The 14,865-nt window shown below is 50.0% G+C and carries 12 protein-coding genes; 8 read left to right on the forward strand and 4 right to left on the reverse strand.

Annotated elements, in window-relative coordinates:
* Positions 1 to 246: 246 nt before the first annotated feature.
* Positions 247 to 885 (reverse strand): peptide-methionine (S)-S-oxide reductase MsrA, encoded by a 639-nt coding sequence (msrA, locus tag ACHHZ7_RS15680; RefSeq protein ID WP_003830412.1) that lies wholly within the window; start codon positions 883 to 885, stop codon positions 247 to 249.
* A 212-nt stretch (positions 886 to 1,097) separates the two neighbouring features.
* Between msrA and tamA the strand changes: the two genes are divergently transcribed.
* The 3 genes from tamA to ACHHZ7_RS15695 are packed head-to-tail and all read left to right on the forward strand — an operon-like array spanning position 1,098 to position 6,951.
* The gene (tamA, locus tag ACHHZ7_RS15685) at positions 1,098 to 2,831 is read left to right on the forward strand and encodes an autotransporter assembly complex protein TamA (RefSeq protein ID WP_003025718.1); all 1,734 of its coding nucleotides are present in this window, start codon (positions 1,098 to 1,100) and stop codon (positions 2,829 to 2,831) included.
* On the forward strand, positions 2,828 to 6,604 hold the full coding sequence (gene tamB, locus ACHHZ7_RS15690; protein WP_192463997.1) for an autotransporter assembly complex protein TamB: 3,777 nt from the start codon (positions 2,828 to 2,830) through the stop codon (positions 6,602 to 6,604). The genes tamA and tamB overlap by 4 nt, the downstream gene beginning before the upstream one ends.
* Positions 6,605 to 6,606: 2 nt before the next feature.
* On the forward strand, positions 6,607 to 6,951 hold the full coding sequence (locus ACHHZ7_RS15695) for a gamma-glutamylcyclotransferase (RefSeq protein WP_003025723.1): 345 nt from the start codon (positions 6,607 to 6,609) through the stop codon (positions 6,949 to 6,951).
* 57 nt (positions 6,952 to 7,008) lie between these two features.
* On the opposite strand, the gene ACHHZ7_RS15700 is transcribed toward ACHHZ7_RS15695, so the two are convergent.
* Positions 7,009 to 9,018, reverse strand: coding sequence for a TonB-dependent receptor domain-containing protein (locus tag ACHHZ7_RS15700; protein WP_060682839.1), 2,010 nt, complete (start codon positions 9,016 to 9,018; stop codon positions 7,009 to 7,011).
* Positions 9,019 to 9,102: 84 nt separating this feature from the next.
* Positions 9,103 to 10,173, reverse strand: a complete 1,071-nt coding sequence (locus ACHHZ7_RS15705) for a YncE family protein (protein ID WP_060682838.1) — start codon at positions 10,171 to 10,173, stop codon at positions 9,103 to 9,105.
* Between the two features lie 332 nt (positions 10,174 to 10,505).
* Between ACHHZ7_RS15705 and tssD the strand changes: the two genes are divergently transcribed.
* The 4 genes from tssD (at position 10,506) to ACHHZ7_RS15725 (ending at position 12,930) form a co-directional block, all read left to right on the forward strand.
* Positions 10,506 to 11,633, forward strand: coding sequence for a type VI secretion system tube protein TssD (tssD, locus tag ACHHZ7_RS15710; protein ID WP_060682837.1), 1,128 nt, complete (start codon positions 10,506 to 10,508; stop codon positions 11,631 to 11,633).
* A gap of 12 nt (positions 11,634 to 11,645) precedes the next feature.
* Entirely contained in the window at positions 11,646 to 11,855 is a 210-nt protein-coding gene (locus ACHHZ7_RS15715) for a DUF4926 domain-containing protein (protein WP_060682836.1), read from the forward strand.
* A gap of 537 nt (positions 11,856 to 12,392) precedes the next feature.
* On the forward strand, positions 12,393 to 12,644 hold the full coding sequence (locus ACHHZ7_RS15720; RefSeq protein ID WP_071845223.1) for a MarR family transcriptional regulator: 252 nt from the start codon (positions 12,393 to 12,395) through the stop codon (positions 12,642 to 12,644).
* Positions 12,645 to 12,651: 7 nt separating this feature from the next.
* Positions 12,652 to 12,930, forward strand: a complete 279-nt coding sequence (locus ACHHZ7_RS15725; protein WP_060682834.1) for a colicin immunity domain-containing protein — start codon at positions 12,652 to 12,654, stop codon at positions 12,928 to 12,930.
* A gap of 99 nt (positions 12,931 to 13,029) precedes the next feature.
* Here the strand turns inward: ACHHZ7_RS15725 and ppa are convergent, their stop codons facing one another.
* On the reverse strand, positions 13,030 to 13,557 hold the full coding sequence (gene ppa / locus ACHHZ7_RS15730; RefSeq protein WP_003025726.1) for an inorganic diphosphatase: 528 nt from the start codon (positions 13,555 to 13,557) through the stop codon (positions 13,030 to 13,032).
* 309 nt (positions 13,558 to 13,866) lie between these two features.
* On the opposite strand from ppa, the gene ytfQ reads away from it, so the two are divergent.
* Entirely contained in the window at positions 13,867 to 14,823 is a 957-nt protein-coding gene (ytfQ, locus tag ACHHZ7_RS15735; protein WP_003025728.1) for a galactofuranose ABC transporter substrate-binding protein YtfQ, read from the forward strand.
* Positions 14,824 to 14,865 lie beyond the last annotated feature (42 nt).

A 14,865-nucleotide genomic window follows, 5' to 3' on the forward strand; every position in this document is an offset into this window, starting at 1 on the left:
CCTCGGAAGGGAGAAGTTGATACTCGTCGTCTTTCAAGCTGCAGGTGCGTTAGCTGCACTCATTCACCCCAGTCACATAGTTCTCTATGCTCCTGGGGATTCACGAGTTTGCCGCCTGCCTGCAACTCGAAATCCTTAGAGTATAAATCCAATGGAATATTCATTGAAAACCGGCTCGTGGAAGTGAGCCGGTAAATTCAGAAGCTAGTATAGCGTAAGGCACTGTAAAGTCGCCAGAGGGGGAAATTATCCTTGTGGCGGCAGGCAAACACCAATACCACCAATGCCACAATAACCGTAAGGATTTTTGTGCAGATACTGCTGGTGATCGTCCTCGGCATAATAGAACGGGGTTGCCGTAGTGATTTCCGTGGTAATGGTGCGCTCGTCGCCTGCGGCGGTCATTGCTGCCTGAAAACGTTCAAGGCTGGCCTGTGCGGCGGCGGTTTGTTCCGGCGTTAACGGGTAAATGGCGGAGCGATACTGCGTGCCCTGGTCGTTCCCCTGACGCATGCCTTGAGCCGGGTCGTGATTTTCCCAGAACACCTGCAGCAGTTGTTCGTAGCTGATAACATGCGGGTCATAGACGATGCGTACCGCTTCGGCATGCCCGGTATCGCCAGAACACACTTCACGATAGGTTGGGTTTGGGGTGTAGCCGCCGGTGTACCCGGCCGCCGTGCTGTAGACCCCTGGCAATGACCAAAATAAACGCTCAACGCCCCAGAAGCATCCCATGGCGAAATAAGCTATCTCCATACCGTCGGGCACGTTGGTCATCGAATGTTGGTTAACCGCATGCAGCGTTGCCACTGGCATCGGGGTGTTGCGTCCAGGTAGCGCATCTGCTTGAGTAACAAGATGCTTTCTATCAAATAAACTCATGGCCGTTCTCCCGAAATCAGTCATTTGGGTTAAGGTTGTAACGAGACGCGTCTTTGCCCACAATAAACGGCGTGAATACGTCTAGAGTTAAACATAAGAAATATTTGGGTTGTCGTCTGTTTTTCAACTCTTATTGTTGATTTTTTGTTAAGCCGAGGAACGGCATAGTATTTTTTTCCAGGGGTGGGAAAAAAGGATATTCAGGAGAAAATGTGCCACATATCCGTCAGTTATGTTGGGTGGGATTACTGTGCTTAAGTGGCTCCGCCGCCGCCGCGAATGTTCGCTTACAGGTCGAAGGATTATCAGGACCGCTGGAGAAAAACGTCCGTGCGCAGCTGTCCACGATTCAAAGTGATGAAGTCACTCCAGACCGACGCTTTCGTGCGCGCGTTGATGATGCCATCCGCGAAGGGCTAAAAGCGCTGGGCTACTTTGAGCCGACCATTGATTTTGAACTGCGTCCACCGCCGGCAAAAGGCCGCCAGGTGCTGATTGCCAAAGTGACCCCCGGCGAGCCGGTGCTGATTGGTGGCACTGAGGTGATTTTGCGCGGTGGCGCGCGTACGGATAAAGATTATCTGGATCTGCTGAAAACGCGCCCGGCAATCGGCACCGTGCTGAATCAGGGGGACTATGACAACTTCAAAAAGTCACTCACCAGCGTGGCGCTGCGTAAAGGTTATTTCGACAGTGAATTTAATAAAAGCCAGCTTGGAATAGCGCTTGAGCGTCGCCAGGCGTTCTGGGATATCGATTACAACAGCGGCGAACGCTATCGCTTTGGGCATGTCACTTTTGAAGGCTCGCAAATTCGCGATGAGTATCTGCAAAATCTGGTGCCCTTTAAAGAAGGTGAAGAGTACGAGTCGAAAGATCTGGGCGAACTGAACCGTCGTCTGTCGGCGACCGGATGGTTTAATTCCGTGGTCGTCGCACCGGAGTTTGATAAAGCCCGCAAAACCAAGGTGCTACCCCTGAAAGGCGTGGTCTCACCGCGAACCGAAAACACCATCGAAACCGGGGTCGGTTATTCAACTGACGTCGGGCCACGGGTGAAGACCTCGTGGAAAAAGCCGTGGATGAACTCCTACGGTCACAGCTTGACGACCAGCGCCAGTATCTCGGCGCCAGAGCAGGTGCTTGATTTCAGCTATAAAATGCCGCTGTTAAAGAACCCGCTGGAGCAGTATTACCTGGTACAGGGCGGCTTTAAGCGTACCGATTTAAACGACACCGAGCAGGATTCCACAACGCTTGCGGTTTCCCGTTACTGGGACCTCTCCAGCGGCTGGCAGCGCGCGATTAACCTGCGCTGGAGCCTCGACCACTTTACCCAGGGTAACGTCACCAACACCACTATGCTGCTCTATCCGGGCGTGATGATCAGCCGGACGCGTTCACGCGGCGGCCTGATGCCTGTCTGGGGCGACTCTCAGCGTTACTCTATTGATTACTCGAACACCGCCTGGGGTTCAGATGTTGATTTCTCCGTCTTCCAGGCGCAAAACGTCTGGATCCGCACGCTGTACGACAGGCATCGCTTTGTGATGCGCGGTAATCTCGGCTGGATTGAAACCGGAGACTTCGACAAAGTGCCGCCGGACCTGCGTTTCTTTGCCGGGGGCGATCGCAGTATTCGCGGCTATAAATACAAATCTATTTCGCCGGAAGGCAGCGACGGCAAGCTGAAAGGGGCCTCCAAGCTGGCAACCGGCTCGCTGGAATACCAGTACAACGTGACCGGTAAATGGTGGGGGGCGATGTTTGTCGATAGCGGTGAAGCGGTCAGCGACATTCGCCGAAGCGATTTCAAAACCGGTGCCGGGGTCGGCGTACGCTGGCAATCGCCGGTTGGACCTATCAAGCTCGACTTTGCCGTCCCGGTCGGCGACAAAGATGAACATGGTTTACAGTTTTACATCGGTCTGGGGCCTGAATTATGAGTTTATGGAAGAAGATAAGCCTCGGCGTGCTGGTATTTATCCTGCTGTTGTTAGGCACGGTGGCGTTCCTCGTCGGTACCACCTCGGGCCTGCATCTGATCTTCAAAGCCGCTAATCGTTGGGTTCCGGGTCTGGAAATTGGTCAGGTCACCGGCGGCTGGCGGGATCTATCACTGAAAAATATTCGCTACGACCAGCCTGGCGTGGCGGTGAATGCTGGTGAAGTGCATTTGGCCGTGGGGCTTAACTGTCTGTGGGACAGCAGCCTGTGCGTCAACGATCTGGCGCTGAAAAACATCAACGTGGCGATCGACAGCAAAAAGATGCCGCCATCCGCGCCGGTTGAGGAAGAAGAGAGCGGTCCGCTTAATCTTTCCACGCCTTACCCCATCACGCTTTCGCGCGTGGCGCTGAACAACATCAATATCAAAATCGATGACACCACGGTTTCAGTGCTGGATTTTACCTCTGGCCTGAACTGGCAGGAAAAAACGCTGACGTTGAAGCCAACGTCATTACAGGGGCTGCTGATTGCTCTGCCTAAAGTGGCGGAAGTGGCACAGGAAGAGGTTGTCGAACCGAAGATTCAAAACCCGCAGCCGGATGAAAAGCCGCTCGGGGAAACGCTAAAAGATCTGTTCTCAAAGCCGGTACTGCCGGAAATGACCGATGTCCATCTGCCGCTCAATCTCAATATTGAAGAGTTTCGCGGCGAGCAGTTGCGCGTGACCGGGGATACGGATTTAACAGTACATAGTATGCTGCTGAAAGTGAGCAGCATAGACGGCAACATGAAGCTCGACGCGCTGGATATCGACTCGAATCAGGGAACGGTAAAAGCCAGCGGCACGGCGCAACTGACCGACACGTGGCCGGTTGATATTACGTTAAACAGCACGCTAAACATCGACCCGTTAAAAGGCGAAAAGGTGAAGCTGAAGGTCGGCGGTGCGCTGCGCGAACAGCTGGAAGTCGGCGTCAATCTGTCTGGTCCGGTAGATATGGACCTGCGTGCACAGACGCGCCTGGCAGAAGCCGGATTGCCGCTCAACATTGAGGTGGTAAGTAAGCAGGTTTACTGGCCGTTTACCGGTGAGAAACAGTTCCAGGCCGATGACATCAAGCTCAAACTGACCGGCAAGATGACCGACTATACGCTGTCGATGCGTACCGCCGTGAAAGGTCAGGATATTCCTCCGGCTACTATCACGCTGGACGCCAAAGGCAACGAGCAGCAGATCAATCTCGACAAACTCAGCGTTGCGGCGCTGGAAGGGAAAACCGAGCTGAAAGCGCTGGTGGACTGGCAGCAGGCGATCAGCTGGCGCGGGGAGCTAACGCTGGATGGTATCAATACCGCGAAAGCGATCCCGGACTGGCCGTCAAAACTGAATGGCCTGGTGAAAACGCGCGGCAGTCTGTACGGCGGAAGCTGGCAGATGGAGGTTCCGGAGCTGAAGCTGACCGGCAACGTGAAGCAGAACAAGGTCAATGTGAACGGTTCGCTGAAGGGGAACAGCTACCTGCAGTGGACGATTCCGGGCCTTCATCTGGAGCTGGGACGCAACAGTGCGGACGTAAAAGGCGAACTGGGGGTTAAAGACCTCAACCTCGACGCGACGATTGATGCCCCAAGCCTGGATAACGCGCTGCCGGGGCTGGGCGGTACGGCGAAAGGGCTGGTAAAAGTTCGCGGTACGGTTGAAGCACCACAGCTGCTGGCGGATATTACCGCCCGTGGTCTGCGCTGGCAGGAACTTTCCGTTGCTCAGGTGCGCGTCGAAGGCGATGTGAAATCGGCCGAGCAAATCGCCGGTAATCTCAACGTTCGTGTAGAGCGAATTGTACAACCTGACGTGAATATTGGTCTGGTAACGCTCAACGCCAAAGGCAGTGAAAAGCAGCATGAGCTGCAGTTACGCATTCAGGGTGAGCCGGTTTCCGGGCAACTGGATCTTGCCGGGAGCTTTGATCGCAAAGAACAGCGCTGGAAAGGGGAGTTAAGCAATACCCGCTTCCAGACGCCGGTCGGTCCGTGGTCGCTCAACCGGGCTATCGCGCTGGATTATCGTAATCAAGAACAGAAAATTAGTATCGGGCCGCACTGCTGGAACAACCCGAATGCGGAGCTGTGCGTACCACAAACCATTGATGCCGGTGCAGAAGGTCGCGCGGTGGTGAATCTTAACCGCTTCGACCTGGCGATGCTAAAACCGTTTATGCCGGAGACAACCCAGGCCAGCGGTGTGTTCACTGGCAAAGCTGATGTGAGCTGGGATACCACCAAAGAGGGGCTGCCACAGGGGCAGGTCACCCTGAGCGGACGTAACGTGAAGGTCACGCAAAGCGTGAATGATGCCCCGCTCCCCGTGGCGTTTGAAACGCTGAATCTGACTGCCGACCTGCACAATAACCGTGCCGAGTTGGGCTGGCTAATTCGTCTGACCAACAACGGGCAGTTTGACGGACAGGTGCAGGTAACGGACCCGCAAGGGCGTCGTAATCTGGGCGGTAACGTCAATATTCGCAACTTCAATCTGGCGATGGTGAACCCCATCTTCTCGCGCGGTGAAAAAGCGGCAGGGATGATCAACGCCAACCTGCGGCTGGGCGGCGATGTGCAAAGCCCGCAGTTGCTCGGACAGCTGCAACTGAGTGGTCTGGATATTGACGGTAACTTCATGCCGTTTGACATGCAGCCAAGCCAGTTAGCCGTTAACTTCAATGGAACACGCTCAACGCTGGCGGGCGTGGTGCGTACGCAGCAGGGAGAAATTAACCTGAGCGGCGATGCCGACTGGAGTCAGATAGACAACTGGCGGGCGCGTGTTGCGGCTAAAGGCAGCAGGGTACGTATTACCGTACCGCCGATGGTCCGCCTCGACGTATCGCCGGACGTGGTCTTAGAAGCCACACCAAGCCTGTTTACTCTCGATGGCAACGTGGATGTGCCGTGGGCGCGTATCGTGGTACATGACCTGCCGGAAAGCGCGGTTGGGGTTTCCAGCGATATGGTCATGCTTAACAACAATCTGCAGCCGGAGAAACCGCAGACCGCCGGTATTCCGATCAACAGCAACCTGAACATCCACGTCGGTAACAACGTGCGTCTTGACGCCTTTGGTCTGAAAGCGCGTCTGACGGGCGATCTGAAAGTGGTGCAGGATAAGCAAGGTCTGGGGCTTAACGGGCAAATTAATATCCCGAGCGGTCGCTTCCACGCCTATGGTCAGGATCTGATTGTGCGTAAGGGCGAGCTGTTGTTCTCCGGTCCGCCGGATCAGCCGTTGCTCAACATCGAAGCGATTCGTAACCCAGATGCCACCGAAGACGACGTGATCGCTGGCGTTCGCGTCACCGGTACCGCCGATGAACCGAAGGCGGAGATCTTCTCCGACCCGGCAATGTCGCAGCAAATGGCGCTTTCCTACCTGCTACGTGGACAAGGGCTGGATAGCGAACAGAGCGATAGCGCAGCGATGACTTCAATGCTTATTGGTCTGGGGGTTGCACAAAGTGGTCAGGTTGTGGGTAAAATCGGGGAGACATTTGGCGTAAGCAATCTGGCACTGGACACGCAAGGGGTGGGCGACTCATCTCAGGTGGTTGTCAGCGGATACGTACTGCCAGGTCTGCAGGTGAAATATGGTGTGGGTATATTTGACTCCTTAGCGACACTCACGCTACGTTATCGTCTGATGCCTAAGCTATATCTGGAAGCAGTGTCTGGCGTAGATCAGGCACTTGATTTGCTCTATCAGTTCGAGTTTTAGCAATGCGAATATTTGTCTACGGCAGTTTACGAACCAAACAAGGCAACAGCCACTGGATGACCAATGCCCTGTTGCTGGGAAATTTCAGTATCGATAACTACCAGTTGTACAGCCTGGGCCACTATCCAGGCGCGGTTCCGGGAAATGGAACAGTACACGGGGAAGTTTATCGTATTGATAACGCCACGCTGGCAGAGCTTGACGCTCTGCGTACCCGCGGCGGTGAATACGCACGCCAGTTAATTCAAACGCCGTACGGAAGTGCATGGATGTACGTGTACCAACGTCCGGTTGATGGCTTAACGCTGATTGAAAGCGGTAACTGGTTAGACAGAGACCAGTACTGATATATCGTCTACCAGAATAAACAACGCCGCCTTCGGGTGGCGTTGTTTATTAAAGGCTTAAAACTCCACGCGCGCGCCGAGGTTATAGCGGCGTCCTTCCACCTGCGCGGATTCATTCCATGCAGTCGTCAGTTTCGGATCTTCATCCAGCACGTTGTAGATCCCTGCCATCAGCTGCGTGTGCTTATTGAGCTTATAACGTACGCCTACGTCGACCATCGTGTAGTCATCGTACTTATAGTTATTGCCGCTGTTGCGGTTACTGCTGCGGTAATTCACCGTACTCCATACGTCCAGACTCTGCGTTGCCGCCCAGCTCAGCGACAGGTTCGCCATATGGCGCGGATAATCGTTGAGCGCGTAGCCTTTGTTTACGCCGCTTTTCTGTTCGCTATGGTTCCAGGTGTAGTTAGCGTTGGCTTTTACATCGGCGCTAATCTGCCAGTCGGCATTCAGTTCTATGCCGTACACGTCCGCCTTGCTGACGTTGAAGTATTTACTGACGGAGTCCGCCTTGTAGCCATTCACGGAGCACTGATTCGTCGATGTAGTTTCGCAAATGGTTTGTTCAGCAATTTTGTCTTTGAACTGCGTATAGAAGACGGTGCTATCCAGTGACAGCGCATTCCCCGTCCAGTAGAGGCCCAGCTCAGAGTTAACGCTTTGTTCTGGTTTCAGATCGTCGTTACCGACGGTCAGGAAGGGATAAGGTACGGTCGAGCCGTATGGGGTGACAAAGTCGCTGGATGTCGCACGCAGCTCAGGTTTTTTATAACCTGCGGAAACGCCGCCCTTCAGCGCCCAGTCATTGCTGAAGGCCCAGTTACCGTACATTTTCGGCGTAATATGTGTGCCAAAGTTATCATCCTGGTCCATACGCGCTGATGTGGTCAGGATGAAGTCGTCAATGCTCCAGCCGTCTTCAGCAAACAATGCCCAACCGTTACGGCTGATTTTTGTCACTGGCTCAGATCCGGGCAGCGTTTTGTTGGCCACATCAAAGCGGTCATTCAACTCTTCGCGGGTGAAATTCGCCCCAACGGTCAGTTTATGGTTGTCGAGCGTGAAGGTGGTTTGCGAATTAGCGACGTAGTTCTCCATCTGTACATACTGCGGCGACTGGCCGTCATAAACGTACTTCGAACGGCCTTTTTCATAGTTTATGTAGTTGGTCGTTGCAATGGTGTCGTCGGCATACCAGCCGGTATGCGTTAAGGTGGCGGCGTTACGATCGAACAGCCATGACCACGGCGCGCCGCGCTTCTGGGTACGGTTTTTCTCCTGCTCACCGGTGACCACATTGAGGTCGAACAGGTTATTTTCGCTAGCGGCCAGGCCCAGCGTCATATCAACGGATTTACGGTTGTGTTTGCCGAAATAGTTATTGCGATCGTCATCGCGACGGTCGAGCCAGTCGGCCGCTACGCTAAGGCCGAGAACATCGGGCACAATCGGCCCCATGGTAAACAGATTCATCTGGCTGGTATTACCCAAATACTGGTGTTCCTGAAGCCAGGTATTGGCGGCAATTGCCGTCGTCCACTCTTTTGCGCCATACGGTTTTTTGGTAATCACGTTGACCACACCGCCGATGGCATCTGAGCCGTACAGCGAGGACATGGGCCCGCGGATAACTTCGATACGCTCAATGGCCTCCATCGGCGGTAAGAAGTTGGCTTCAGTACCGATGTCATGTCCGTAAGGGCGAGATTCACCGGTATTTTGTTTGACGCTGTTGACCATAAACGCGGTATAGGACGGGTCCATGCCGCGAATCATAATGCTGCCAGCGTTCATACCGCTGCTGTTGGTGACCGAGACGCCAGGAAGGTTTTTAATCGCTTCACCAATGCTACGGTCCGGCTGAATATCCAGCGTTTTACGATCGATAACGGAAATGGTGGCCGGCGCTTCGCGCTTTTGCTGCGAGAACCCGGATGCGGTGATCACCATTTCATCTTCGCTATTGCGTGAGGTTTCGGTGAGTTCTTCTGCCTGAGTGGGGAAAATAACACCGCCTGAGAATGCAACGATCCCTGTCAGCGTAATAAGTTGACGCGTTTTCATAATATAGACACCTGAAAAGTAAAAAATAAAAGCATCACCTTGCAGCCCAGAAAAGCTGCAAGGTGTCAGAAGCGTTTTTAATTATTAATATTTGGAGAGGTCGATTTTCAGCACATAGTCGGGCTTCACACCGGTCATTTTTTCCGGCTGTTTGACGCTGACATACAGGGTGTTGGCATCAGACGAGAGCGCCAGGCTGTTAGGTAACGCATTGGTTTCAATGCTTTGTTTTACCTGATAAGTCTTGCTGTCCACAATGCTGATGCGCTTTGCATTACGGTGGGTGATATACACTTCCTGGCGCTTTTCGTTATATATCACTGCCAGCGAGTTGATAACCTTAATGGGGGCAATAACCTTACCGGTATTAATATCAACAACCAGTACATCCGCTAAATCAGGATCGGTCAGGAATGCGCGATTATTTTTTGCATCCAAAGCAATATTCAGGAAAAAATGTTTTTTGCCTAGCTCAATACTAAAGCGGTTAATAATTTGATGGTTAGTGGTATCCAGCGTAATAAGTTCGTTGCGGCCATTTACGACATACAGGCGGTTCTTATTGGCATCTACGGCCATGCCGGTCGGATACTGGCCCATGTTTTCAAGGGTGGCGATTTTCTCGCGCTTTTGCGTATCCACCACCCAGACAATACCCTTTTCAGCCACGCCGGAAACGTACAGGCGGTGATGCTGTTTATCGAGCACCATTTCGCGGGTATGGACAATTTCTTTCGGGTTTTTGGCTTCGCTCAGTTGCAGTATCGCCAGCTCTTTACCGCTGCGGGTATCAATGAGCGTGACCGAACCCTCCAGCGTGTTGCCGACATAGAGCACCTGGTTTCCTGCATCCAGGGCAGTGGCAAAGGCACGACGGCTGGTTTCGATAACTTCAGTCGTGGTGAGCTTCTCCAGATCGAGTTTATAGATAAGCCCGCTGGTTTTATCTTTATCAAACGACGGCGACGAGGCAGCAAAAAGCGCATTCTGCTGGCTATCAACCGCCAGTTCATACACGCCGTTGCCAACGTCGCGGGTCAGAAAATCTTGCTCAGGTAGCGTCTGCGCCACGCTGGACAGGCTGGTAAATAACAGTGCTGTGGCGAGAGCCACGCAGGAATAGCGTTTCAGGGACTTCACATTGTGGAGGTTCATTGACTTTTATTCACATTTATTTACATGCTGAGAATGATAATGAGATCTAATCTCATTCGCAATTAAGATAAATGAAATGTGACTACCCAATCTGGTAGGTGTTTATAGGAATGTTTTATGTGTGGGTATTTACAGCAAAAATCACGATAGCTCAGTTGACGTTACTGCAATGAGGTTATGTTAATCAATATATCTAATTATTCCTGAAATAATATTCTCCGTATTTATAGTTATAAAAAATTATTTAATTTGATCTGCCTGGCATAAATAATTTAACGCCATAGGCAATATTACTCAGGGTATAAATTTACTAACATGGAGGATAGTAATGGATGAGCAATATTGTTTATCTTAAACTTATTGGTGAACAACAAGCCGATATTTCTGATGGATGTGGCACAACTGATTCAGTCGGTAATTGTTGGCAACAGAATCATGTGAATGAAATATTTGTTTTTTCTCTGGTTGCAGGAGTAGCGAGTACAGGTAACGGTACGAATCTACAGAACTTAACATTCAGTAAGCAAATAGATAAAAGCTCACCACTATTAATGAATGCGATTAATAACAATGAAAACCTGTTTCTAGAGTTTTGGTTTTATCGCATAAATAGATATGGTCAATGGGAGAGATATTATTATATTCAGCTCAGAGGTGCATCGATATCAAGCATTCAGATGAGAGTTATAAAAGACGAGATACATACAGAAACAATATCTGTTGATTATGATTATATTCTCAGTAAACATCTGATAAGTAATACTGAGTTTAGCTATCTTGCTCTGCCTGCAGAATACAATAAGTTGTTTGTTCCTGTGCCGAAACCCCAGACTCAAACCCTTAACAGCGCTGGTATAGGTCGACTGCTGGCGGCAGGGGGGATTTATAACGGCAACATCGAGGGGTTCAGGGACACTGCAGAAAAATTGGGGGGTGATGCACCTATCGGTTTTAATCAGATAATTAATGACCAGACCAAGGGATTGCTGATTGCGGGGGCTTCAATAACTGCAGGGTTAGGGATTGGTAAGTTGAGTACGGCCAGTGCGCTGGCTGAGATATCGAATTATAGTAAGATTCCATCCCTTGAATCCCCTTATTTAAAAGGGTTCACATCAGAGGCTGGAACATTACTCAATGCCAAACATGCAGTTATCGATCCGAAAAAAATGGCATCTTATGCTTTAAATCCAGAGCATCCTGTTGGGGGGAATAAAGCGAGAGTTTTCGAATCAGCTTTGGGTTTTAACCCATCTAATGCAGGGATCTTAGTTTCCAGAGTTCAGCAGGGAATCATATCTAGCTCTGCTGAGTTAGGGGCCTATGATAAATTTGGTCAAAGAATGTCCGTCGATATACCGATTATTGGGGTGAACGGAGAAACCGCGATAGTTCGTACAGGTTGGATGTATGAGACTGACTCGCTAGTGCCTCGTATGACGACCATCTATGTAAAATAGTAAGGCTAAATAATGAAATTATCACCTTTAGACGTTGTGTTTCTGAATGTTGATTTGCCAGGCGATGGTTTAACGAAGGGTCAGGTCGGTGCAGTTATTGATGTGTATTACTCACCGTCATTAGCTTACGAAGTTGAGTTTTGTGACAAAGAAGGAAAGACTATTGCATCTTTGGCTCTATCATCGGAGCAACTGACCAAAGATTTTACTTATATTCCGTGACCATATGACTGCGGAGAATATGGGGCTATGGTTTTATTATGAAAGAAAATGAGTTAAAAATCTTCTTGAGAAAGAAAAGGTATCAAAACCTCTCTATTCACTAAACGGAGGATTGCCTAATGAGTAGTTATACCTTGATTTTGAAATTGATAAATGGATAGTTTAAAAGTGGTAAGAACGAGAGTTGTCGAATTTATTATGGAAGATGATGCCTGTGATTATATGTATAAAGAGATTCAATCAATAAATGAAGTCAATTACATATCATGACTGGATGAATCACATACCAAGGGATAACAGTTTATTCGCATCTACTGATTGTTTAGTTTTTGGTTCTAAAGGTCTTTCTTATCAATACTTTGGGTTCGTAGATAGTTATGTTGGCTGGAGGCTCATTTGGTGTGAATCGTGTAGTCACGGAGTGAGAATCTCAAGAACACAAATACCGTTAGGAGAAAATGTATTAATTAATGAAAAGGAGCAGGATCTTTTTTTTGAAACTAAACCCTATCTGAAGTTAATGGCGTAATGTTATAAATGATTGCGAATATTGAATTTAACGTACTGAAAGTTATGGCTGAGAAAGACAAAGACTGGAATTGTTATCTTCTTGATCGGGTACTTTCTGTAAGAGATATTCCAGGTTTTGGTAATGTAGTCAGAAATGTTAATAGCTTGGCTGATCAGGGCCTTGTAGAAATCATTGATATCGAAAATGCTACTCAACCTGACTATCGAGTTACTGATGAAGGGCATGAGTATGTAAAAAACCATCATTCAGGAGATTAATAGCAGAATGACCAATGCCAGTCAGTGGTTAATCGATTCCTTTCTTTCCGGTGTGCTATCCGCTTCAGAGTTTGATAAGCAATATAGTGTTGCCTGGCGAAATTATAGGGACTCTGATGATATAAATGAAATTGATGAAAATACAAAATTGTATGTAGATAGCGTATTTACAGCTTTAGATCTTTATTGTTCTGATCCTAAACTCAGAGATGACAATGTTCTGGATGATTGTGCTTTGCTAAGTGAAGTCGCTTCTTTGAATAAGTGGTGGCGAGGGATCGATTGATCCGTATATGCATCACCATTCAGGGCGAGTCACTGCATCAAAAAAAGCCCCTCATAAAACGAGGGGCTTCAATCAGTTATGCTGACTTAGAAAGCGAACTTACTTCTTCGCGCGCTCGAAGGAAGCAACGATTTCAGCTTTAGCAGCTTCAGCGTTGTCCCAACCGTCAACTTTCACCCATTTGCCCGCTTCGAGATCTTTGTAGTGTTCGAAGAAGTGGGTGATCTGCGCTTTCAGCAGTTCCGGCAGGTCGGTCACATCTTTGATGTGATCGTATTCTTTGCTCAGCTTGGTGTGCGGTACCGCAACCAGTTTCGCATCTTCACCGGATTCGTCGGTCATTTTCAGTACGCCAACCGGACGGCAGCGGATCACTGAACCTGGCTCCAGCGGGTACGGAGTCGGGACCAGAACGTCTACCGGGTCACCGTCCAGAGACAGGGTGTGGTTGATGTAACCGTAGTTGCACGGATAGAACATCGCGGTGGACATGAAGCGGTCAACGAACAGGGCGCCGCTCTCTTTGTCAACTTCGTATTTGATCGGATCTGCGTTCGCAGGGATCTCGATAACAACGTAGATATCTTCCGGCAGGTCTTTACCGGCAGGGACGTTGAGTAAGCTCATGTCTGTTTCCTTTAAATAAGCTATGGCAAACAAGTGGCGGGTATTATAGCCAACTCGCGCGGAATGTCTCCGCTTGTTTTCGCTTTCTCTGCGTGCATTTTCTTCTTTTTACCTCTCTCTCGTGACAGAAAAATCCATATCTTCAGCCGCATTTTTCATAGTGAGATGAAAGCGATTACAAAGTTGTGATTAACGTTTTATTTACTTTTTTGAAGTGTGATGTAACGCAATCCGTTACATGCTCAATTGTCTATAGTTTTTTCGCAACGGTTAATTAACCAACAATAATCACCCTACGAGGACGCACTTATGTGGAAGCGCTTACTTTTAGTCACAGCAGTTTCGGCAGCCATGTCGTCTATGGCAATGGCAGCCCCTTTAACCGTAGGATTTTCGCAGGTTGGCTCTGAATCCGGCTGGCGCGCCGCAGAAACCAACGTCGCGAAAAGCGAGGCCGAAAAGCGGGGAATTACGCTGAAAATCGCTGATGGCCAGCAAAAGCAGGAAAACCAGATTAAAGCAGTTCGCTCATTTGTTGCGCAGGGCGTCGACGCCATCTTTATTGCGCCGGTCGTGGCAACGGGTTGGGAGCCGGTTTTAAAAGAAGCTAAAGATGCCGACATTCCGGTCTTTTTGCTCGATCGTTCCATCGATGTAAAAGACAAATCTCTCTATATGACCACCGTCACCGCCGACAACGTGCTGGAAGGTAAATTGATCGGCGACTGGCTGATTAAACAAGTGGACGGCAAGCCGTGTAACGTCGTTGAGCTGCAAGGGACCGTTGGGGCCAGCGTGGCGATCGATCGTAAGAAAGGCTTTGCTGAAGCTATTGCCAGTGCGCCAAACATCAAAATTATTCGCTCTCAGTCCGGTGACTTCACCCGCAGTAAAGGGAAAGAAGTGATGGAGAGCTTTATCAAAGCGGAAAACAACGGCAAGAACATCTGCATGGTTTACGCCCACAATGATGACATGGTGATCGGTGCGATTCAGGCGATCAAAGAAGCGGGCCTGAAACCTGGCAAAGATATTCTCACCGGTTCTATCGATGGCGTACCGGATATCTACAAAGCGATGATTGACGGCGAAGCCAACGCCAGCGTCGAACTGACGCCGAATATGGCCGGCCCGGCATTCGACGCGCTGGAGAAATTCAAAAAAGACGGCACGATGCCTGAGAAGCTGACCATTACCAAGTCGATCCTCTATCTGCCGGATACGGCAAAAGAAGAGTTAGAGAAGAAGAAAAACATGGGCTACTAAGCCTTCATGAAAATGCCGGGGGCGCTGCGCTTGCCCGGCCTA

Origin of the sequence: Citrobacter freundii complex sp. 2024EL-00216, assembly GCF_043945515.1 — a bacterium.
In the GTDB taxonomy this organism is placed as follows: domain Bacteria; phylum Pseudomonadota; class Gammaproteobacteria; order Enterobacterales; family Enterobacteriaceae; genus Citrobacter; species Citrobacter portucalensis.